This is a genomic window from Paenibacillus sp. GYB003 (assembly GCF_036577625.1).
Classification (GTDB): Bacteria; Bacillota; Bacilli; order Paenibacillales; family NBRC-103111; genus Paenibacillus_AB.
Map to the genome: position 1 here is coordinate 50,779 of NZ_JARBDC010000065.1, position 20,954 is coordinate 71,732.

The 20,954-nt window shown below is 58.6% G+C and carries 23 protein-coding genes; 19 read left to right on the forward strand and 4 right to left on the reverse strand.

The window, feature by feature from the left end:
• Positions 1-74: 74 nt before the first annotated feature.
• The 11 genes from spoIIGA (at position 75) to PV407_RS20610 (ending at position 7,876) form a co-directional block, all read left to right on the forward strand.
• A complete protein-coding gene (spoIIGA, locus tag PV407_RS20560) occupies positions 75-998 on the forward strand; it encodes a sigma-E processing peptidase SpoIIGA (RefSeq protein WP_332091864.1) in 924 nt (307 codons plus the stop codon).
• Positions 999-1,199: 201 nt separating this feature from the next.
• Positions 1,200-1,922, forward strand: coding sequence for an RNA polymerase sporulation sigma factor SigE (gene sigE / locus PV407_RS20565; RefSeq protein ID WP_332091865.1), 723 nt, complete (start codon positions 1,200-1,202; stop codon positions 1,920-1,922).
• A 193-nt stretch (positions 1,923-2,115) separates the two neighbouring features.
• Positions 2,116-2,898, forward strand: coding sequence for an RNA polymerase sporulation sigma factor SigG (gene sigG / locus PV407_RS20570; RefSeq protein ID WP_332091866.1), 783 nt, complete (start codon positions 2,116-2,118; stop codon positions 2,896-2,898).
• 219 nt (positions 2,899-3,117) lie between these two features.
• Positions 3,118-3,411, forward strand: coding sequence for a YlmC/YmxH family sporulation protein (locus tag PV407_RS20575; RefSeq protein WP_332091867.1), 294 nt, complete (start codon positions 3,118-3,120; stop codon positions 3,409-3,411).
• A 168-nt stretch (positions 3,412-3,579) separates the two neighbouring features.
• Positions 3,580-4,437 (forward strand): peptidoglycan editing factor PgeF, encoded by an 858-nt coding sequence (gene pgeF / locus PV407_RS20580; protein ID WP_332091868.1) that lies wholly within the window; start codon positions 3,580-3,582, stop codon positions 4,435-4,437.
• 75 nt (positions 4,438-4,512) lie between these two features.
• Positions 4,513-5,199, forward strand: a complete 687-nt coding sequence (locus PV407_RS20585; protein ID WP_442951685.1) for a YggS family pyridoxal phosphate-dependent enzyme — start codon at positions 4,513-4,515, stop codon at positions 5,197-5,199.
• 97 nt (positions 5,200-5,296) lie between these two features.
• On the forward strand, positions 5,297-5,740 hold the full coding sequence (locus tag PV407_RS20590; protein WP_332091870.1) for a cell division protein SepF: 444 nt from the start codon (positions 5,297-5,299) through the stop codon (positions 5,738-5,740).
• Between the two features lie 12 nt (positions 5,741-5,752).
• Positions 5,753-6,046: a YggT family protein gene (locus PV407_RS20595; RefSeq protein ID WP_332091871.1), complete on the forward strand. Its 294-nt coding sequence runs from the start codon at positions 5,753-5,755 to the stop codon at positions 6,044-6,046.
• A gap of 5 nt (positions 6,047-6,051) precedes the next feature.
• Entirely contained in the window at positions 6,052-6,837 is a 786-nt protein-coding gene (locus PV407_RS20600) for a YlmH family RNA-binding protein (protein WP_332091872.1), read from the forward strand.
• Between the two features lie 94 nt (positions 6,838-6,931).
• Entirely contained in the window at positions 6,932-7,408 is a 477-nt protein-coding gene (locus PV407_RS20605; protein ID WP_332091873.1) for a DivIVA domain-containing protein, read from the forward strand.
• A gap of 150 nt (positions 7,409-7,558) precedes the next feature.
• Complete coding sequence (locus PV407_RS20610) at positions 7,559-7,876, forward strand: DUF5665 domain-containing protein (RefSeq protein ID WP_332091874.1); 318 nt, start codon at positions 7,559-7,561, stop codon at positions 7,874-7,876.
• A gap of 26 nt (positions 7,877-7,902) precedes the next feature.
• Here PV407_RS20610 and PV407_RS20615 read toward each other — a convergent pair whose 3' ends face one another.
• Positions 7,903-8,649: a TraR/DksA C4-type zinc finger protein gene (locus PV407_RS20615; protein WP_332091875.1), complete on the reverse strand. Its 747-nt coding sequence runs from the start codon at positions 8,647-8,649 to the stop codon at positions 7,903-7,905.
• Positions 8,650-8,902: 253 nt separating this feature from the next.
• Between PV407_RS20615 and lspA the strand changes: the two genes are divergently transcribed.
• The 5 genes from lspA (at position 8,903) to PV407_RS20640 (ending at position 14,794) form a co-directional block, all read left to right on the forward strand.
• Positions 8,903-9,421, forward strand: coding sequence for a signal peptidase II (lspA, locus tag PV407_RS20620; protein WP_332091876.1), 519 nt, complete (start codon positions 8,903-8,905; stop codon positions 9,419-9,421).
• Positions 9,399-10,400: an RluA family pseudouridine synthase gene (locus PV407_RS20625; protein WP_332091877.1), complete on the forward strand. Its 1,002-nt coding sequence runs from the start codon at positions 9,399-9,401 to the stop codon at positions 10,398-10,400. The genes lspA and PV407_RS20625 overlap by 23 nt, the downstream gene beginning before the upstream one ends.
• A gap of 93 nt (positions 10,401-10,493) precedes the next feature.
• A complete protein-coding gene (locus PV407_RS20630) occupies positions 10,494-11,648 on the forward strand; it encodes an aminotransferase A (protein ID WP_332091878.1) in 1,155 nt (384 codons plus the stop codon).
• Positions 11,649-11,746: 98 nt separating this feature from the next.
• Positions 11,747-12,514 (forward strand): SIMPL domain-containing protein, encoded by a 768-nt coding sequence (locus PV407_RS20635; protein ID WP_332091879.1) that lies wholly within the window; start codon positions 11,747-11,749, stop codon positions 12,512-12,514.
• A gap of 240 nt (positions 12,515-12,754) precedes the next feature.
• Positions 12,755-14,794 carry a hypothetical protein gene (locus PV407_RS20640; protein WP_332091880.1) on the forward strand — a complete coding sequence of 680 codons (2,040 nt, stop codon included), beginning with the start codon at positions 12,755-12,757 and terminating at the stop codon, positions 14,792-14,794.
• A 93-nt stretch (positions 14,795-14,887) separates the two neighbouring features.
• On the opposite strand, the gene PV407_RS20645 is transcribed toward PV407_RS20640, so the two are convergent.
• The 3 genes from PV407_RS20645 to dapD all read right to left on the reverse strand — a co-directional run bounded on the left by PV407_RS20645 (position 14,888) and on the right by dapD (position 17,578).
• Complete coding sequence (locus tag PV407_RS20645) at positions 14,888-15,655, reverse strand: WecB/TagA/CpsF family glycosyltransferase (protein ID WP_332091881.1); 768 nt, start codon at positions 15,653-15,655, stop codon at positions 14,888-14,890.
• Entirely contained in the window at positions 15,652-16,806 is a 1,155-nt protein-coding gene (locus tag PV407_RS20650) for an N-acetyldiaminopimelate deacetylase (protein WP_332091882.1), read from the reverse strand. The genes PV407_RS20645 and PV407_RS20650 overlap by 4 nt, the downstream gene beginning before the upstream one ends.
• Before the next feature lie 61 nt (positions 16,807-16,867).
• Positions 16,868-17,578 carry a 2,3,4,5-tetrahydropyridine-2,6-dicarboxylate N-acetyltransferase gene (gene dapD, locus PV407_RS20655; protein WP_332091883.1) on the reverse strand — a complete coding sequence of 237 codons (711 nt, stop codon included), beginning with the start codon at positions 17,576-17,578 and terminating at the stop codon, positions 16,868-16,870.
• A 561-nt stretch (positions 17,579-18,139) separates the two neighbouring features.
• On the opposite strand from dapD, the gene pyrR reads away from it, so the two are divergent.
• Genes pyrR through PV407_RS20670 form a run of 3 tightly spaced genes read left to right on the forward strand, consistent with a single transcriptional unit; the run spans position 18,140 to position 20,926 of the window.
• Entirely contained in the window at positions 18,140-18,682 is a 543-nt protein-coding gene (pyrR, locus tag PV407_RS20660; RefSeq protein ID WP_332091884.1) for a bifunctional pyr operon transcriptional regulator/uracil phosphoribosyltransferase PyrR, read from the forward strand.
• A gap of 4 nt (positions 18,683-18,686) precedes the next feature.
• Positions 18,687-19,595: an aspartate carbamoyltransferase catalytic subunit gene (locus tag PV407_RS20665; RefSeq protein ID WP_332091885.1), complete on the forward strand. Its 909-nt coding sequence runs from the start codon at positions 18,687-18,689 to the stop codon at positions 19,593-19,595.
• A 44-nt stretch (positions 19,596-19,639) separates the two neighbouring features.
• Positions 19,640-20,926 carry a dihydroorotase gene (locus PV407_RS20670; RefSeq protein WP_332091886.1) on the forward strand — a complete coding sequence of 429 codons (1,287 nt, stop codon included), beginning with the start codon at positions 19,640-19,642 and terminating at the stop codon, positions 20,924-20,926.
• The last annotated feature ends 28 nt before the right edge of the window (positions 20,927-20,954 follow it).

A 20,954-nucleotide genomic window follows, 5' to 3' on the forward strand; every position in this document is an offset into this window, starting at 1 on the left:
ACCGCGTACAGGCTTTGCGCGCCGCAGCGGCGCGTTCGCCGTCTTTGGCTTTCCCGCGGGCGGGGGGATAGTGTATGGTCGTATATTTGGATCTGATCTTCCTTGCCAATCTGTTGATCGACGGCGCCATCCTGTCCGTCACGGCGCGCATCCGGCATATCCGGCCAAGCCCGTGGCGGCTGTTCGCATCCGCCGTGCTCGGCGCCTCCTACGTCGTCATGATGCTGATGCCGTCATTATCTTTTATGTTTACGTTCGCCGTGAAATGCTTATTTTCGCTCGCGATGATCGCGATCGCCTTCGGCTTCGGCGGACTGCAGACGTTTTTGCGCAATTTGGGCACGTTTTATTTGGTCAACTTCGCCGTGGCGGGCGGCATGTTCGGCATTCACTACTTCATGCGGTCGCCCGGCCAAGTGATGAACGGCATACTCGTTACGAGCTCGGGCGGCCTAGCGCACCGAATCGACGTCGGCCTGCTGTTCGTCCTGCTGACGGTTCCGCCGCTCGTCTGGATGTTCAAGTCCGTGTTCGTCAGCGCGAAGCGAAGGAAGGAGCTGACGCATTATTTGGCCGAGGTGCGCATCCGCATCGACGACTTCGAGTCGGTTTGCACCGGTTTGATCGATACCGGCAACCGGCTGTACGACCCGCTGACGCGAACCCCGGTCATGGTGATCGAAGCGGCGCAATGGAACGGGGTGCTGCCCGATTCGTGGCTGAACCGGATCAAGCGAAGCGAGGTCGATCAGCTCGTCGCCGGCATCGCGGACGATACGTTCGTCTGGCAAGACCGGCTCCGCCTTATTCCTTATCGGGGGGTGAACCGCGGAACGCAATTCATGCTGGCTGTCAAGCCCGATAAGGTGGTGATCGTCCATAACGAAGCGGAAATCGTGAACGAGAAAGTGCTCGTCGGCCTCGACGGCGGCAAGCTTTGCGCCGACGGATCGTACCAGGCGATCATTCACCCGACGCTCGTGCAGCTGGAAGCTTAAGCGGCGGAAGCTGCCGCTCTTGCGCGGCGCGGGTCCCTATACAGGAAGCCGAAAGCTCGGAGGATGCTAACGAAGCCGGCTTTTCCCTTAAACTCGACCAAGCCGCTTTCGGGGAAAAGCTCGGCGGATGCTTACGAAGCCAGCTTTTCCCTTAAACTCGACCAAGCCGCTTTCGGGGAAAAGCTCTTAGGAGGAACCCACATGCTGCTCAAATGGAAACTGGCGGTCCAACTGCTGTATTACCGAATCTTGTTCCTGCTCGGATTGAAAAGCGAGGAAATCTACTATATCGGCGGCAGCGAGGCGCTGCCTCCCCCGCTTACGCGGGAAGAAGAAGAATATTTGCTCGGCAAGCTTCCTACGGGAGACGCGGCCATTCGCGCCATGCTGATCGAGCGGAATTTGCGGCTTGTCGTCTATATCGCCCGCAAGTTCGAAAATACCGGGATCAATATCGAGGACCTCGTGTCGATCGGCGCGATCGGCCTGATCAAAGCCGTCAACACGTTCGACCCGGAGAAAAAAATCAAGCTGGCCACGTACGCGTCGCGATGCATCGAGAACGAAATTTTGATGTATTTGCGGCGCAACAGCAAAGTGCGGACGGAAGTATCGTTCGACGAGCCGCTCAACATCGACTGGGACGGCAACGAGCTGCTGCTGTCGGACGTGCTCGGGACGGAAAACGATACGATTTACCGCAACATCGAGGAGCAGGTCGACCGGAAGCTGCTGCATAAGGCGCTGGACAAATTGACGGAGCGGGAGCGCATCATTATGGAGCTTCGCTTCGGTCTGCAGGACGGCGAGGAGAAAACGCAAAAGGACGTCGCCGATTTGCTCGGCATTTCCCAGTCGTACATATCCCGTTTGGAGAAGCGGATCATCAAACGTCTGCGCAAAGAATTCAATAAAATGGTGTGACGAAGGAGAGGCGGACGCTTCTCTTTTCGCTTTCGCCCCCGGTCAAAAAGTTGGCGGAGCGCGGCATTACGGAGAGTAGGCTGTAAGCGATTTCCGAGGCATTTTGCGAACGTCCGTTCCCGCTCCGAAGCGCATAAAAAAAACTTCCAGGGAGATAATTAACAGTAATGTTTCTCCTTGGGAGGTATACACGTTGACCCGAAACAAAGTCGAAATATGTGGTGTCGATACTTCGAAACTGCCTGTTCTGTCCAACGCGGAAATGCGGGAATTGTTCGTAGAGCTTCAGTCGAGAAACGAACGAGCAGCAAGGGAGAAATTGGTAAACGGCAATTTGCGATTAGTGCTCAGCGTCATTCAACGCTTCAACAACCGCGGCGAATTCGTCGACGACTTGTTTCAAGTCGGGTGCATCGGCCTCATGAAAGCTATCGACAATTTCGACTTAAGCCAGAACGTCAAATTTTCGACGTACGCGGTGCCGATGATTATCGGCGAAATACGCCGCTATTTGCGCGACAACAATCCGATCCGGGTTTCCCGATCGCTTCGCGATATCGCCTACAAGGCGCTCCAGGTGCGCGACCAGCTGACGAATTCGAACTCGCGCGAGCCGACCGTATACGAAATTTCCGAGGCGCTGAACGTGCCGAAGGAAGACGTCGTCTTTGCGCTCGACGCGATTCAGGACCCGGTATCGTTATTCGAACCGATCTACCATGACGGCGGGGATCCGATCTACGTCATGGACCAAATAAGCGACGAACGGAACAAGGACGTTTCGTGGATCGAAGGAATCGCTCTGCGGGAGGCGATGCGAAAGCTGAACGACCGCGAAAAAATGATATTGTCGATGCGTTTTTTCGAAGGCAAAACGCAGATGGAGGTGGCCGACGAGATCGGCATCTCGCAAGCGCAAGTGTCGCGTCTCGAAAAGTCGGCGATTTCGCAAATGCAGAAGCACGTCAAAACGTAACCGGCGGACGGGCCGGTACCATATCTGGCAAACGAGCAAAGCCGTCGGGCTGGTTTCAGTCGACGGCTTTTTCATATGGACCCGCGTTTTTCCCGTCCGCGCCGCTCGAACAAATTAGAGCCCGTCCGCGGGAAGATGCAGGACATTTTGCCGGTACGCCACATATACATGAAGTAGAGCGAATAGGCTCCCAACTTCTGCGATTCGTGGTGATTCGCCTTGAAAATTTCCGATTTCCAATCGAAGGACGTCATCAACATCGTCGACGGCAAAAAGCTGGGCCAAATCAGCGATCTCGAGCTGGATTTGCGTCAAGGCCGCATCGACGCGATCGTCGTGCCGAACCAGAGCAAATTTTTCGGCATGTTCGGCGGCGGAACGGACGTCGTCATCCCCTGGCGCAACATCGTCAAAATCGGGATGGACGTCGTGCTCGTCAAGCTCGACGAGGCGAAAACGTACCGCGTCGAAAACGAAGGCGAGTCGGCCGTAGAGTATAAACGAAGCTATTGAAGCGGGCGACGTACCGGTTGCCGTCCCGGAAGCCGCTGCGGCTCGCGGCGGCGGGCCGGCGGCTTACCGCGTCGTGCGGTTTCGTCGGCGTCCGGCTTGTCGCCCGCGCATTTGCAACCCCTCCGGCGCGCATATGGTATACTGGTAACCGAGAGGAGAGGACGAGCATTGGAACCGTTTCGCTTGACGACGACGCCGGGGCAGCCGGCCCGATTGCATATCGAACGATGGGAGCGGGACTATCCCGGGCTTAGCGCCGGCTTTACGACTCGGCTCGGCGGGGTTAGCGCCGGACATTACGATTCGCTGAACTGCGCGCTGCACGTCGCCGATTCTCCGGAGCATGTGGCGGAAAACCGCAAAAGGCTCGCGGACGCGCTTCGCGTCCCGCTCGAAGCGTGGACGTGCGGGGAACAAGTGCACGGCCGCAACGTGGCGGTCGTCCGGCGAAGCGACCGGGGCCGGGGGCTTCTCGCCCGCGAGGACGCGATCCCGGATACGGATGCGCTCATCACGAACGAGCCGGGAATATGGCTGACGTCGTTTTACGCCGATTGCGTGCCGCTTTATGTTTTCGATCCGGTCCGCGGAGCGGTCGGGCTGGCGCATGCGGGCTGGAAAGGAACGGTGCTGGAAATCGCGCGCCATACGGTCGAAGCGATGTCGGCGGCGTTCGGAACGAAGCCGGTAGACGTACTCGCCGCAATCGGGCCTTCGATCGGCCCGTGCTGCTACGAGGTGGACGGCCGCGTCATCGAACGTATCGAAGACTGCTTGACCGGGATCGGAGCGGACGCGGAGGCGCGGGCGCGCGTGTATACGCCGGCGGAAGGCGGCAAGGCGATGCTCGGCTTGCAAGAATTGAACAGACAAATTATGATAAAAGCAGGAATATTGCCGATGCATATCGAAATGTGTGGGATGTGTACCGGCTGCCGCACCGATCTGTTTTATTCCCATCGGAAAGAAAACGGATCGACCGGCCGGATGGCGTCCTGGATCGGACTTCGCCTGAACGGCTCCTAGGCCGAATAACGACGAACAAATCAGCGATCGATGCAATGGGGCGCGATCGGGTGACGGAAAGGACTGGAAGGCGCCTTGGGTATGCTGGAACGAATTCGCCAAGTCGAAGCGCGGATTGCCGATGCTTGCGCGCGAAGCGGGCGTAATCGCGAGGATGTAAACGTCATCGCGGTTACGAAATACGTATCGACCGAAACAGCGCGGGAAGCGGTCGCAAGCGGTCTGCGCCATATCGGGGAAAACCGCTGGCAGGACGCGGAGGCGAAATGGCTGTCGATCGGGCCCGATGCCGTCTGGCATTTTATCGGGCATTTGCAAACGAATAAAGTGAAATATGTCGTCGGTAAATTCGCGTACGTTCATTCGCTGGACAGGCTGTCGCTGGCGGAGGAGCTCGACCGGTGCGCCGCGAAGCTCGGCATAACGGTCGATTGCTTCATTCAAGTGAACGTCTCCGGCGAACAAACGAAATATGGACTGGCTCCCGAGCAGCTCGGCGCGTTCGCGAAACGGCTGACCGACTTCCCGCGCCTGCGCGTCGCGGGGCTGATGACGATGGCGCCGTTCGAAGCGGAAGCCGAGGAGACGAGGCCGGTATTCCGCGGCTTGAAGCGGCTGCGCGACGATTTGAACCGCGCGGGGACGCTCGGTTACGAGGTGAAGCATCTCTCGATGGGCATGTCGAACGATTTCGAGGTCGCCATCGAAGAGGGGGCCACCTGGGTTCGGCTCGGGACGGTGCTGGTCGGCAAGGAAGGCTGATCGTCCGGCCTCGCGTCCGGCGATTCCGCCCGCTCGCGTTTGCACGGGAGCGCCGACGGAACGAATAAACCGAACGATGTAAAGGAGGACAATCGTAATGGGAGTTATGAATCGTTTTTTGAATTTTGTCGGCCTGCAGGACGAGGAAGAAATCGTCGAACGCGATACGCGGCCCGCAGCGGAAGAAACGGAGGAGCATGAAACCTCTCCGGCCGACGCGCGTAAAACGAATAAGGGGAATATCGTCAGCATCCATTCGCAGCGAAACATCCGCGTCGTTTTGAACGAACCGCGCTCGTACGAAGAAACGCAGGAGATCGCCGACCATTTGCGCTCGCGGCGTCCTGTCGTCGTCAACTTGCAGCGCGTGCGCACCGATCAGGCGATCCGGATCGTCGATTTTTTGAGCGGCACGGTATACGCCTTGAACGGCGGCATAACGAAGATCGGACCGAACATTTTCCTCTGCACCCCCGATTCGGTTGAAATTCAGGGGGCCATCTCGGAGATGCTAAGCGAACAGGATGAATTTATTCGATAGAGGTGAATGTTATTGAGTGATGTAGTGATCGCTAACATACTCGGGTATATCGACAAGGTCGGCACGGTCTATACGTATTTGGTGATCGCGTACGTGCTGCTGTCGTGGCTGCCCAACGCCAGAGACAGCTTTATCGGCGAAATGCTCGGCAAGCTGGTCGAACCTTACTTGTCGCTGTTCCGCCGTTTTATTCCGCCGATCGGCGGCATGATCGACATTTCCCCGATCATCGCGCTGATCGCGCTTCGTTTCGTCATTTTCGGCTTGCAGACGGTCGTCGCCTACGTGCTGAACGCGTTCGGGTGACGGCTGTGGCGACGACGGAGCTGTATTCCCATTTCCATCCCGACGAGCACCGGTTTGTCGACAAAGCGGAGGACTGGATTCGGCGCGCCGCCGATCAGCACGCCGTGAAGCTGACCGATTTTTTGGACCCGAGGCAGTCGTTCATCGTGCAGTCGCTCGCCGGCCGCAGCGGCGACGTCCGGGTCCGGTTCGACGGAGGCTACGAGCAGGCCGAGCGCAAACGGGCCATCATCGCTCCGCTCTACAGCGATATTGAAGCGGAGGAGGCGAACGTCGGACTGCTGTCGATCACTTCCGACGATGCGAAATTTTCGCAGCTGGACCACGGCGATTTTCTCGGCTCGCTGCTCGGCGTAGGCATCAAACGCGACAAGCTCGGCGACATTCACGTTCGCGGCGACGGCTGTCACTGTCTCGTTGCCGGCGAAATTATCGATTACGTCCACCTGAACCTGCGGCAAGTGAGCCGGGTTCGCGTCTTTACCGAAACGCTTCCGACGGAGAAGCTGCTGCCCGCGTCGCAGACTTTCGAGGAAATGTACTTGACGGTCGCGTCGATGCGATTGGACGGCATCGTCAGCGACGTCTATCGGCTGAGCCGGGCGAAAGTGCTCGCTCCGATCAAGTCCGGACGGTGCAAAGTGAACTGGAAGCCCGAAGAGGACCCGTCCAAGCCGCTTCGGGAAGGCGACGTCGTCTCCTTCCAAGGATTCGGCCGATTCAAGCTGCTCGAAGCCGGGGGAGAGACGAAAAAAGGAAGAGTCCGGTTAAAAATTGGCAAATTCGTGTAAGTCGTTGCAGGATTTTCGTTCGTCCCGTCGAAAAATGTACATGGGCGGTTGGATGAACGCAAATCCGCTGTCATCACATACAGGAGGTGCGCCAATGCCTTTAACGCCATTGGACATACATAACAAGGAGTTTAGCCGCCGTCTTCGCGGATACAGCGAGGATGACGTCAACGAATTTCTCGATCAAGTCATTAAAGATTACGAAATGTATATACGTGAAAATAAAGAGCTTCAAAGTCAAGTGGCAGCGCTTCAGGAACGGCTCGACCATTTCGCCAATATCGAGGAAACGCTGAGCAAAACGATTATCGTCGCCCAGGAAGCCGCCGACGAGCTTCGCGCCAATTCGAAAAAGGAAGCTCAGCTGATCATTAAAGAAGCGGAGAAAAACGCCGACCGAATCATTAACGAATCGCTCGTCAAATCCCGCAAAATCGCCTTGGAAATCGAAGAACTCAAAAAGCAGGCGGCGATTTACCGCACCCGGTTCCGGACGCTCGTCGAAGCGCAGCTCGAAATGTTAAGCAGCGAGCAGTGGGATTCGCTCGAATCGAAGGAAGAGCAGCAGTAAACGGTTTGCTGCGCGCGGAAGCAACCTCTCGTCCACTTCCCGGACAAGAGGTTATTTTTGTTTCGGAGCCGACGCTTCGGCGCGAATGAGGCGAGGCGGTATTAGAGCGGACGACCGCGGCAATAACTAAACCGAAGGAGGTTTTGCCGTATGACCGACCGAAACAAGCCGGAACCGACTTCGTTGGAGAAGTTGAACGACAGGCTGACGAAAATCGCCGATCAGATGGAAAAGACGCAAATCGCCGACTACGTCATGCTGCTAAACAAACCGAGACGAATCATTTTTACCAATTTGTATGCCGGCATCGCGCGGGGCGTCGGCATCGCCATCGGCTTCACCGTGTTCACGGCGACGATCCTGTACGTGCTCCGGCTGCTGGGCGCGCTCAATTTGCCGATCATCGGCGACTATATTGCAGACATTGTCAAAATCGTGCAGGTGCAGCTCGAAGGCCGGGCGTATTAGAACGATCGGCTTCGACGCCGCTTTTTTTACCGCAGTCCGTCGTCTTCGTCGACATACGCGTAGTCGGGCTCGAGCAGAGGCTCGCCTTCGTAATGCTCCATATATTCGCGATAATGGCGGTTGCGAACGACCGTCACGTGCTGGCCGTACAGATCGGTGGCGACAAAGCTTTCGTAAGGCTCGACGAAGCCTTCGTTTTCCTCGGCTTCCGCATACATCGATTCGTAGTCGTGAACTTCGGGATTTTCCGCCATCGCCGGGCTGTCCGAGTTGCCCCAGCTCTCTACGATTTGCCAGGCGTCCTCGCCGTCGAATTCCGTTTCGTCGGCATGCTCGTCGAGGCTGGTCCGGCCGAACGGCGGCTCCATCAATTTTTCCTCGGCCGGTCTGCGCTGCGACAGCTCCCGGTCGGGGACGTGGTCGATGCAGTATTCGGTGTCGGGCATCGCCTGCAGCCGCTCGTACGGAATCGGCCTGCGGCAAATGGCGCACCGGCCGTACGTGCCTTCCTTCATCCGTTGAAGCGCGTCCTTGATATCCGCGAGCCGGTGCTCCTCGTGCTCGTTCAGCGCGATGTCTTTGCCGCGTTCGAATACTTCCGAACCCAAATCGGCCGGATGGTTGTCGTACGAGGAAAGCTCGCCCGTCGCAGCGCCGAGCGGGTCGGCGGAGCCGAAATGGTCGTTGTCCGCAAGTCGGCGCTCGATCGAGTGCCGTTCCCTCTCGAGCAGGTCGCGCAGCGTCTCCCGTTGTTCGTTCGTGAGTGATGTCAAACGACCGTACCCCCTTTCCGCAAAACAAAAGTCGTTGATTCGCGATGGTACTATCGTTTGCAATATCGGGCGAAATATAAGCACCAACATTTCCTTGAAACGGCTCCGACGGGACGGAGCGAACCGCGCATGGACGGCGTCGCCGCCGGACCGCGCTTCGTGCCGCCGGCCAAGACGCTAATTGGACGGGCAAGCGTCGGCTATGCTACAATGCGAGAAGTTGGAACCATTCGTCACCCGGGGAGGATATCCATTGATTTATTACGTTATCGCTCTTATCGTATTCGCACTCGATCAATTTACGAAGCGGTTGATCGTCGTCAACATGTACGAAGGCGAATCGCGATCCGTAATCGGCGATTTTTTTCAATTGACGTCGCATCGCAACCGGGGAGCGGCGTTCGGCATTTTGCAGGATCAGCGCTGGTTTTTCATTGCGGTTACGATCGTCATCGTCGTCGGAATCGTATGGTATTTGCGGAAGCTGCGCCACGATCGATCCAAGACGCTGCTGAAATGCGCGCTCGGGCTGCTGCTGGGCGGGGCGCTCGGCAATTTTCTCGACCGGGCGCTGTTCGGGGAGGTCGTCGACTTTCTCCATTTTCGTTTCGTCTTCTCGCTGCTCGGGTGGGACGTCGATTACGATTTCGCGATATTCAACTTGGCCGATTCGGCGATCGTTATCGGGGTAGCGCTCATTTTCCTCGATTCGCTCCTCGTTTGGCGGAAAGAAAGAAGAGGATTGGTTCATGGGCAAGAAGACGCGAAATGAAAACGAAACGTTCGTCGCGGCTGTCGCGGACGACGAAGAAGGCTTCGACGAGTTCGAGCGGGAATCCGAGGTTCGGGAATGGACCGTGGCGGAAGGAGAAGCGGGAGAGCGGATCGATAAATACGTGACGGAAGCGGTCCCGGAGGAATATTCCCGTTCGCAAGTCCAGCTGTGGATACGAAACGGCGATGTGACCGTAAACGGCGCGGCCGTCAAGCCGAACTACAAGCTCGCCCTCGGAGACCGGATTGCGCTGGCGATTCCGGAGCCGGTCGATGTGGCGATCGCCGGGGAACCGATTCCGCTCGATATCGTGTACGAGGACGCCGACGTCATCGTCGTCAACAAGCCGCGCGGCATGGTCGTGCATCCGGCGCCGGGCCATTATTCCGGCACGCTCGTCAATGCGCTGCTTCATCATTGCGACGATTTGTCCGGCATTAACGGGGTGCTGCGCCCCGGCATCGTGCACCGGATCGACAAAGATACGTCCGGCCTGCTGATGGCGGCCAAAAACGACAAGGCGCACGTGTCGCTCGCCGCGCAACTGAAAGCCCACAGCGTGACGCGCAAATATACGGCCGTCGTCCACGGCAACGTGGCCCACGATCAGGGAACGATCGACGCTCCGATCGGACGCGACCCGAGCGACCGCAAAAAATATATGGTGACGGACAAAAACAGCAAGCGGGCGGTCACGCATTTTATCGTGCTCGAACGCATCGCGGGCTATTCCGTGCTGGAGCTGAAGCTGGAAACGGGCCGGACGCACCAAATTCGCGTCCATATGAAGTATATCGATCACCCGCTTGTCGGCGATCCGGTCTACGGCCGAAGCAAAGGAAACCCGATCGAAGGGCAGGCGCTTCACGCGCAAGCGCTCGGTTTCGTCCATCCGACGACGGGCGCCTATATGGAGTTCGAAGCACCGCTGCCGGACGACATGAAGCATTTGCTCGATGTGTTAAAAACGTTGTGATATCGTCCGGCGCAGCCGAACGGATGAATACTGTTTATGAATTCGTCCGCGTCGATCCGTCGGACTTATTCATGCTGCGGGAGGAGAAATTGCGTGGAGCATTTGGTCAATAGCGCGGTTCAGCATATTCAAATATCGGGCATTCGCAAAATTTCGAATTTGGTCGCGACGTATAAGGACGCGATTACGCTGACGATCGGACAGCCGGACTTTCCGACGCCGGCCCATATCGTGGAAGCCGGCAAACGGGCGCTGGACGAGCGCAAGACGGTATATACGGCGAACAGCGGGCTGATCGAGCTGCGGCGGGCCGCCGCGGACTTCGTAAGCCGCAAATACGGGCTGTCGTACGACCCGGAGCAAGAAATCATCGTGACGGCGGGGGCGAGCCAGGCGCTCGACATTACGCTGCGGACGATACTTGCTCCGGGCACCGAGGTCATCTTGCCCGGCCCGATTTATCCGGGCTACGAGCCGATCGTGCGGATGTGCGGCGCGACTCCGGTTTACGTCGACACGAGGGAAACGGGCTTCCGTTTGACCGCCGAGCTGCTTGCGCCGAAGCTGACGGACCGGACGCGGGCGGTCGTTTTGTGCTATCCGTCGAATCCGACGGGACGCGTCGTGGAGGAGCGGCAGCTGAAGGAGATCGCCGAGCTGCTGCGCGGCAGGCCGATTTTCGCCGTCTCGGACGAAATTTACAGCGAGCTGCTGTACGACGCGCCGCATCGTTCGATCGCCGCCCAGCCGGGCATGAAGGATCAAACGATCGTCATTAACGGGCTGTCGAAATCGCACTCGATGACCGGCTGGCGCATCGGCTTCGTTTTCGCGCCAGAGACGATCGCCAAACATATCGTCAAAGTTCATCAATACAATGTCACGTGCGCCAGCTCGGTAAGCCAATATGCGGCCATCGAGGCGCTGACCGCCGGCTTCGACGACGCCGAGCCGATGAAGCGGGAATATAAGGCGCGCAGAGACTACGTGTACGACAAGCTGCAGCGAATCGGGCTCGAGGCGGACAAGCCGGAGGGGGCGTTTTATTTGTTCCCCTCGATCAAACGGTTCGGACTGAGCTCCCTCGATTTTACGATGCGGCTGTTGGAGCAGGAACGGGTAGCCGTCGTGCCGGGGGACGCTTTTTCCGAGTATGGGGAAGGGTATGTGCGCATCTCGTACGCGTATTCGATGGACGTGCTGGAGAAGGCGATGAACAAGCTGGAGTCGTTCGTGTCGCGTCTGTAAAATTTTTTTGGGGTCGGTTCGATTCGGCTGCAACCTTTTTCCGAAGAGGCTCGTTTGTAAAATTGGCAAAACATTCTTTGGAAAGAAGGGGTAATCGAATGATCAACGTTCGCAACCGAAAATGGCTTATCGCCGGAATCGCCGCCGTGGCGCTCACGACCGCGCTGTATGTGCGCAGCGCGCCGACGCTCGGTCCGACGACCGCTTACGCGGCCGAACAAACCGCCGCGCAAAACGTCATCACCGTTACCGGCCAAGGCGAAATGACGATTTCGCCGGACGTCGCATACGTCAGCCTCGGCATCCGCACGGAGGCGGCTACGGCGAAGGAAGCTCAAGCGGCCAACGCGGAAGCGTATACGAAGCTGCGCGAGGTGCTGTTCGACAAGTACAAGCTGGCGGCGAAAGACGTGCAAACGTCCGGCTTCAACGTTCGGCCCGAGTATACGTACACCGAACGCGAGCAGAAATTAAAAGGATACAGCGCGACCCAAATGCTGCAGGTGACGTACCGCGATCTCGACAATCTCGGCACGTTCCTGGACGCCGTCTCCGCCGCCGGAGCGAACCAAATCGAAGGCGTTCGGTTCAGCACGGAGAAAGGGCAGGAGTACGAGCTGCAAGTCATTCAGAAAGCGATGGACAACGCCAGAGCGAAGGCGGACGCGATCGCGAAATACGCCGGCAAAGAAGTGAAAGGGATCGTGGCCGTCAATCAAGGCGGCGGCGTAGCCGTTCCTTCGCTGTACAGCAACATCGCGATCGAAGCGAAGACGGCGGCGATGGACGCCGCGGGCGCTTCGACGAGCATTTCGACGGGCGAGCTCAAGGTGACGACGAGCGTTACGGTGCAGTACCAGTTTTAATCGGAACGATTATGGGAAAAAGCCTTGGCCGGCGACGGATCAAGGCTTTTTTGGTTCGCCAAGAAACCTGTATATGATCTGTATTTATATTCTGCGGAAGTATGGTACAATGAAAATGAGAGCGGTTACATACGGATTCCGCCCGAGCGAAGGAGGGGTTGTCGCCAAATCGGACCGGCATCGAGGATACTTCATCGGAATTGCCCGCAGCAATCACCACTTTTTAGGGAGGAATCGGTGATGAAGCTTTTCGCAAAGCCGCCGGGATGGGCGGCGATCGTGTTGGCCGCCTGCCTCGTTTGGGGACCGGCATTTTCCGCTTCGGCATCTTCCAACGCTTGGTACGACTCGTACGTGACCGCAGAAAGCAGCCTCGGCGACAACTATTATACGAGCAACGACGGGGGCACCCTCGCCTGGGGCGAGAGCTACGTGTCGGAAAGCTACCTCGATCTGTACGGCTTGACGAAAAATACGGCATGGCTGGACAAGCTCGTGACGCATACCGATACGATGATCGCCACGGCGGACGATATCGACAACGACGGCTATTTGGGTTGGAGCAGCTTCCGGTATTCGCCGGTCGAAGTCGGCAATTGGGATTTCGAAACCGTTTCGTCCACGGACAGCACGCTTCCCGCCGGCTGGATCCGCTTTCAGTCGACGAGCTCCACGGCGTTTCTGACGACCGACCATCCGACTCAAACGAGCGGCAGCCGCGCGGTCGAGGTGCGCACGGAATCGACCGGGACGAAATGGCAGAGCTTGTACCGGCCCCTGAACGATTACGAGCCGGATACGCTGTACGTGCTGCAGTTTTACGGCAAGACGAACGGTTCGGCGGCCAAAGGGAGAGCTTATTTGCGCGATAAGACGACGAATACGATTTTGTGCTCGGTTCCGTTCGAAAACACGAGCTGGGCGTACAAGACGGCCGAATGCCGGACTCCCGCGGCGACGGGACACGAGCTCGAAGTATGGCTGGGCCATCAGACGTATACCGTTCCCGGCGGCAGCGCGTTTTTCGATAACGTCCGGGTAAACGCGAAGCTGCCCTATATGGTGCACGACGGGGTGATCGGAACGCCGATCGCCAAGTTTATCAAGCTCGTCCGCAGCACGCCCGCCTTGCAAAGCGCCTACTTGACGAAAGCGAACGGCTATCTCGCGTTTCTGGAAAACAATATCGTTCCCCGCTGGGAAAACAGCGCCTACATCGGCAATACGTGGGCGGCCATCAGCTCGACGACGGGCATGTACAAGCAGTCGGCCAAGTTCGACGCGTTTTCGCACGGCTCCACCTGGACGTACTTGCCGTACAACCAGGCGTTGGCGTATGCCAACATGCTTATCGTGCTGTATGAATCGAACGGCAATCCGACTTATTTGGACCGCGCCAAACGGGTCGGCCAATATTTCAAAAACGCGCTCGTCGCGAACGGTACGGCCTATACCTGGAACTACGCCTATTACGCGTCGACCGTGGAAGACGCCTCTCACGCGAACGTGGATCTCGGCTTCGTGCTGGATATGTACCGAAACGGGCAAATGTTTACCGGAGCCGATATGGACAAGTTCAAAAACACGCTCGTCAACGTCATGTGGAACCAATCGACTACGGCGCCGACGATCTCGCATTACGTGAACGGCACCGGAGCGGCCGACTTCAGCAAATATATGTCCAACTGGACGGAGCTGTCCCAGTTCAGCAAAAGCTTGTATCCGATCGCGGCGGAGCAGTACCGCGGCTTTACGCCGACGAATTCGGCCTACCTGCTGACGCTGTCGCGCATTATGAAATGGGACCGCTCGAAAATCGTCAACCAAGGGTTCGAAATGACGACGTCGACCGATACGACGCAGCCCGCCCAATGGAACCGCATCGACTCGACCGCTTCGACCGTCTACTTGGACGCCGCGAACGCTTATGAAGGGAAATACGGCCTCGCGATCAAAGCGACCGGAACGACGGCCCAGCAGGCGAACCAGACGTGGGAAGGGTGGCTGCCTTCGACGTCCTATACGCTCACGCTGACGGGCAAGACGGACGGCAGCGGAGCCGGAGGCAAAGTGTACGTGAAAAACGAGACGACCGGCGCGATTATCGCCGCTTTGTCATTCCAGGATACGAACTGGACGGCCAAAACGGTGACGTTTACGTCGCCCGCCGACACGACGAACGTCGTACGAACGTATTTGACGAACGACAACGCGGCGATCGCGAACGGCAAAGCCTATTTCGACAATATCAAGATGAAAGTATCAACGGACGCCTGGTAACGGACGTTCGGACATGGAAAAAGCGCTCCGTTCGACGGGAACGGGGCGCTTTGTTTGTGATTCGCGGCGGCCGGGACGAAGCGCTTCAGCGCTTCAGCGCTCTTTCCGCCGGATGAACGCTTTGGCGGCGAAAACCGGGAGTACGAGCTGCCTGCGCCAGCGCGTCGGGTTGGACAGAAGGCGGTGCAGCCATTCGAGGTTGAGCTTGATCCAGAAGTCGGGCGCGCGCTGCACTTTGCCGCCGATAATATCGAGGCTTCCGCCGACGCCCATGGCGATTTTCGCCCCGAGCTTCGGCTTGTTGCGGTAAATCCAGCGCTCCGCCTGAGGCGCGCCCATCGCGACGATCAGGAAGTCGGGCCCCGCGGCGGCGATTTCCTCGACGATGGCCGGCTCCTCGTCCGCGCCGAAATACCCGTTATGCCTTCCGGCAATGCGCACGTTCGGATAGCGGGCGGCGATCGTTTCGACCGCCTTGCGGCTCGTGTCTTCGTCGGTGCCGAGAAAGTAAAACGACCAGCGCTCCCGGTCGCCGAGCTCGAGCAGCCGCATCAGCATATCGTAGCCGGTAACGCGTCCGGGAACGGGCTCGCCTTTCCATTTGGCGGCCAGCACGATGCCGATGCCGTCGGCGGTAATGAGCCCCGCTTCGTGAAGAATATGCATCAGCTGTCCGTCCTTCGAGGCGGACATGACGATTTCCGGGTTGGCCGTAACGACATGGTAGACGCTGCGCTCCGGCCCGTTGGCGATATGGCTCAAAAGGTCGATCGTTTCGTCGAACGTCCGTTTTGAAAACGGAACGCCCATGATGTTCACTTTGTTCTCGGAAGCGGGTCGGACCGCGGTTTCGCCGTTCATGACGATCGTCCTCCCGTAGGCTGTTCCGATTTCCAGCGGATATACCGCGTAACCGTATCGATGGCGACGGGAATGGCTTTTTCGTCGGGCTCCAGCTTCGCGTGGTGCAGTCCGTACGGCGTATCGACGCCGAGCCAGAACATGAATCCGGGAATGCGTTCGAGAAAATACCCGTAATCCTCGCCGGTCATCGCCTCCGAGCATTCGACCAGCCGCGCCGTTTTGGATTCGCCGAGCCAGCCCATAAATTCGCGCGTGATCGTTTCGTCGTTGTACACCTGCCTGTAGTTCGCGCCGTAATCGATCGCGGCGACGCAGTCGAACGCCGCCTCCGTGCCGCGCACGAGCGCCTCGATCCGCTTTTTCACGAGCTCCATCGTCTCTTTCGACAGCGTCCGGATCGTCCCTTCGAGGCGGGCCGTTTCGGCGATAATGTTTTGCTTCGTGCCGCCGTCGATTTTGCCGACCGTGATGACCGCCGAATCGAGCGGATTGACGTTGCGGGCGACGATCGATTGCAGCTGCACGAGCAAATGGGCGGCCGCGACGACCATATCGTTCGCCCGGTGCGGGTAGGCGGCATGGCCGCCTTTGCCCTTCAGGTCGATGAACAGCTCCGACGTGTTGGCGAACAATAGGCCGGGCCGCGTCGCGATCGTGCCGACCTCGTATTCCGGCGCGATGTGGAGGGCGACGATCTGGTCCGGCATCCAGTCCGCCAGCTCGGCGCTTTCCAGCATCGGCTCGGCTCCGCCCGGACCTTCCTCGGCCGGCTGGAAAACGACGACGAGGTCGTCGTCCATCGGCCGTTCCGCAAAGTGCGTCAAGACGCCGAGACCGATCGCCATGTGCATGTCGTGGCCGCATGCGTGCATGTACCCGGGGTGAGTCGAGCGAAATGCGTAGGATGTGTCTTCTTCGATCGGCAAGCCGTCCATGTCGGCGCGGTAGCCGAACGTGCGGCGCGGGCTCGCGCCTTTCACTTTGACGAGTATGCCGGTGCGCCATGTGCGGATTTCGATCCGGTCCTGCGGCAGCTCGGCGATGCGGTCCAGCAGGAAGCGCTGCGTTTTGAATTCCGCGAAGCCGGGCTCCGGAATGCGGTGCAGCTGCCGGCGATATTCGACGAACGTTTCAATCCCCGTGCTCATAGGTCCTCCTTACAAATGAAGCCAGGGGAGGCCCCTGGCTTTTGGTTCGGTTTCATCGGAATTACAGCTGGCGCAGCTCCTGCATAATTTCCGTCTTCGACTTCGTTTTGGCGTCGACCTTCTTGATTTCGCGCGCCGGCGTTCCGGCTACGACCGTATATTCCGGCACGTCCTGGGTGACGACGGCGCCCGCGGCGACGACGGACCCTCTGCCGATGCGCACGCCTTCGAGAATGACCGCGTTGGCGCCGACGAGGACGTCGTCCTCGATGACGACCGGCTGCGCCGAAGGCGGCTCGATGACGCCGGCGACGACGGAGCCTGCGCCGATATGGCACATTTTGCCGATTTGGGCGCGGCCGCCGACGACTACGTTCATATCGATCATCGTGCCGTCGCCGATCGAGGCGCCGATGTTGATCGTCGAATTCATCATGATGACGGCGTTGTCGCCGATCGTCACTTTATCGCGGATAATCGCGCCGGGCTCGATGCGGGCGTTGATTCCTTTCAGGTCGAGCATCGGGATGGCCGAATTGCGGCGATCGTTCTCGATTTCGAAATCTTCGATAAGCGCTTTGTTCGATTCGAGGGCGGCGGAAATCGCCGGCCATTCGCCGAACAAGACGCCGCACGTGCCGGAGACGAACGCGCGGACGCCTTCGCCGAAGTCGGCTCCGTCCAGCTTGCCTTTCACATATACTTTCACGGGCGTTTTTTTCGTGCTGTTTTTAATGTAATTGATAATTTCCATCGTGTTCATATCGGACATGAGACGGCATTCTCCTTTTGAGCGCGAAATAACATATAAACCTTTTATAGCATAAATGAATGGGCCAAGCAATCCTGAGCGGCCGCGAACGGGTCGGGCGCCTTCATGGGAGCCGCGTAAGTTTGCCGGGGAAATTCCGTACCGAAGCGGAATGTTCGTTCCGCGATCTGTCTCGAAGCTCGGCAAACGCTCCGGATCACGGAAAGATGGTTATTTTTCAAGCTCGTTCATACATTGTCGAGAAAAGACGAATAATAGAGACAATATCAATTGACAAGCGAATGCCGAAATGAGATAATCTTTAGGAATTAAATAGTGCCTTTAAGCCGGTCCCGTGAGGCTGGCAAGGTGTCGACACTACAGTCGCGAGATGGAGACGGTCATACGTCTTCGCGAAACGTTCATGCGCGAACGAGCGGGCGCGTCCCGCCGAACGCGGATGCTGTTTCGCGCGCGGCCGATTCGGGAATGACGCTCCTTGCCAAACAGGCAAGGAGCTTTTTTGCGCCGCGAGGCGCGAAGCCGCGCTTCACTTTTCGGGGTCAAGGAGGAATGAGCCCAATGAACACGGAAAAGCTCGTCATCATGGACGAGACGGCCATCCGACGCGCCTTGACGCGCATCGCCCACGAAATACTTGAAAAAAATAAAGGCAGCGAGGGCACCATCATGATCGGCATTCGCACCCGCGGCATTTATTTCGCCGGCCGGCTCGCGGAGCGCATCCGGGACATCGAAGGCGTTCCGGTGCCGGTCGGAGAGCTGGACATCACCTCCTACCGCGACGACCGGGCGCGCGTCGGCGCGGCGGGCGGCGCCCAATCGCTCAAGGCGCCGGACATTCAAGACAAGCGGGTCATATTGTGCGACGACGTGCTGTATACGGGGCGGACGGTCCGCGCGGCGATGGACGCCTTGATCGATCTCGGCCGGCCCCGGATGATCCAGCTGGCCGTACTCGTCGACCGCGGCCACCGGGAGCTGCCGATCCGTCCGGATTTCGTCGGGAAAAACGTGCCGACGTCGAGGCTGGAACAAATCGCGGTCAAGCTGAAAGAAGTGGACTCCTGCGACGAAGTCGTCATCACTCAGCAAAGGGGATAACGAAATGACGAAAACGAACGTGACGTACGACCGGCATCTGCTCGGACTGAGGCAGCTGGACCGGGAAGAAATCGTAAGCATCCTCGACCGCGCCGCCTACTGGGAAAATCAGCCCAGCAAGCTGACGCCCCGGCTGGAAGGCAAATTCGTCGCCAACATGTTTTTCGAAAACAGCACCCGCACCCGCTTCTCGTTCGAGGTGGCGGAAAAACGGCTCGGCGCGCAAGTGCTCAACTTCTCGGCGGCCGCATCGAGCGTGGAAAAGGGCGAGTCGATCTACGACACGGTTCGCACGCTGGAATCGATGGGCATCGACGCGGGCGTCATCCGCATGAAGCCGATCGGCTTGCTCGCCGAGCTGGCGGACAAAATCAAAGTGCCGCTCATCAACGCGGGCGACGGCAACAACGAGCATCCGACCCAGGCGCTGCTCGATCTGTATACGATGCGCAAAACGTTCGGCGAAATCAAGGGCCTCACCGTCTCGATCGTCGGCGACATCCTGCACAGCCGCGTAGCGCGTTCCAACCTGTGGGGACTGAGCAAGCTCGGGGCAAGCGTGAAATTTTGCGCGCCGGACAATATGCAGGCTCCGGAGCTCGGCGAATACGCCCCGTACGTAACGATAGAGGAAGCGCTCCAGGCCGACGTCGTCATGATGCTGCGGGTGCAGCTGGAGCGGCACGACAAAGGGTTCATCCGCTCGGCCGAAGAATACCGGGAGCATTACGGGCTGACCGTGGAGCGGGCCGGCATGATGAAGCCGCACGCGATCATCATGCACCCGGCACCGGTCAACCGGGGCGTCGAAATCGACGACGAGCTTGTCGAGCACGAGAAATCGAAAATATTTACGCAAATGAGCCATGGCGTGCCGATTCGCATGGCCGTTATCGAACGGGCCTTGTCTTGAACGGTTGAGACAGGCCGCACGTACCAACTTGACGGAGGCGAACGATGGGAACCTGGATATTGAACGGAAGCGTGCCGGAGCGGGGACAAAACCGGCTGACGACGAAACATTTTTATATCGAGAACGGGAAAATCGCGGCCATTCGCGACGGCTCCGAAGGAGCGCCCGATACGGCCGGACACGAAACGATCGACGCGAAAGGCAAGCTCGTGTCGGCGGGCTTTATCGACATGCACGTCCATTTGCGCGAGCCGGGGTTCGAATATAAGGAAACGATCGCGACGGGAACGCGGTCGGCCGCGCGCGGCGGATATACGACGATCGCCTGCATGCCGAACACGAGACCGGTCATCGACAAGCCGGAGACGGTCCGGTACGTGCTGGACAAGGCCGAGACGGAAGGGATCGTTCGGGTGCTGCCTTACGGCTGCATCACGAAAAATCAGCTCGGCCGCGAGCTGACCGATTTCGCCGCGTTGAAAGAAGCGGGCGCGATCGGCTTTACCGACGACGGCGTCGGGGTGCAAAGCGCTCAAATGATGAAGGACGCGATGGCGCTGGCCGCATCGATGAACATGCCCGTCATCGCCCACTGCGAGGACAATACGCTCGTCGAAGGGGGCGCGGTGACGGAAGGCGAATTCGCCCGGAAGCACGGGATGAAAGGCATTCCGAACGAGTCCGAGGCGATCCACGTCGGACGCGACATTTTGCTCGCGGAAGCGACGGGCGTCCATTATCACGTCTGCCACGTCAGCGCCGAGCAGTCGGTCCGGCTCATCCGGCACGGCAAGCGGCACGGGGTGAAGGTGACGTCGGAAGTTTGCCCGCATCACCTGCTGCTGTCCGACGAGGACATTCCCGGGATGGACGCGAACTGGAAAATGAATCCGCCGCTGCGGACGCCGAAAGACGTCGAGGCGGTCATCGCCGGACTCGAGGACGGCACCATCGACATCATCGTGACCGACCATGCGCCGCACAGCGAGGAAGAGAAGGCGCGCGGCATGCAGCTGGCGCCGTTCGGCATCGTCGGCTTCGAGACGGCGTTCCCGCTGCTGTACACGAAGTTCGTGCGCACGGGACGATGGACGCTCGAATTCGTGCTCGACCGGATGACGTCGAAGCCCGCCGAGCTGTTCGGCCTGCCGTGGGGCGTGCTCGAGGTCGGGCGCGAAGCGGATTTGACGCTGATCGATCTGGAAACCGAGAAGGCGGTCGAGCCTTCGCAGTTTTTGAGCAAAGGACGCAATACGCCGTTCGCCGGCTGGAAGCTGTACGGTTGGCCTGCGCTTACGATGGTGGCGGGCAAAACCGTTTGGAGCGAATGACCTTCAAGAGAGGGACGGCAATCGACTT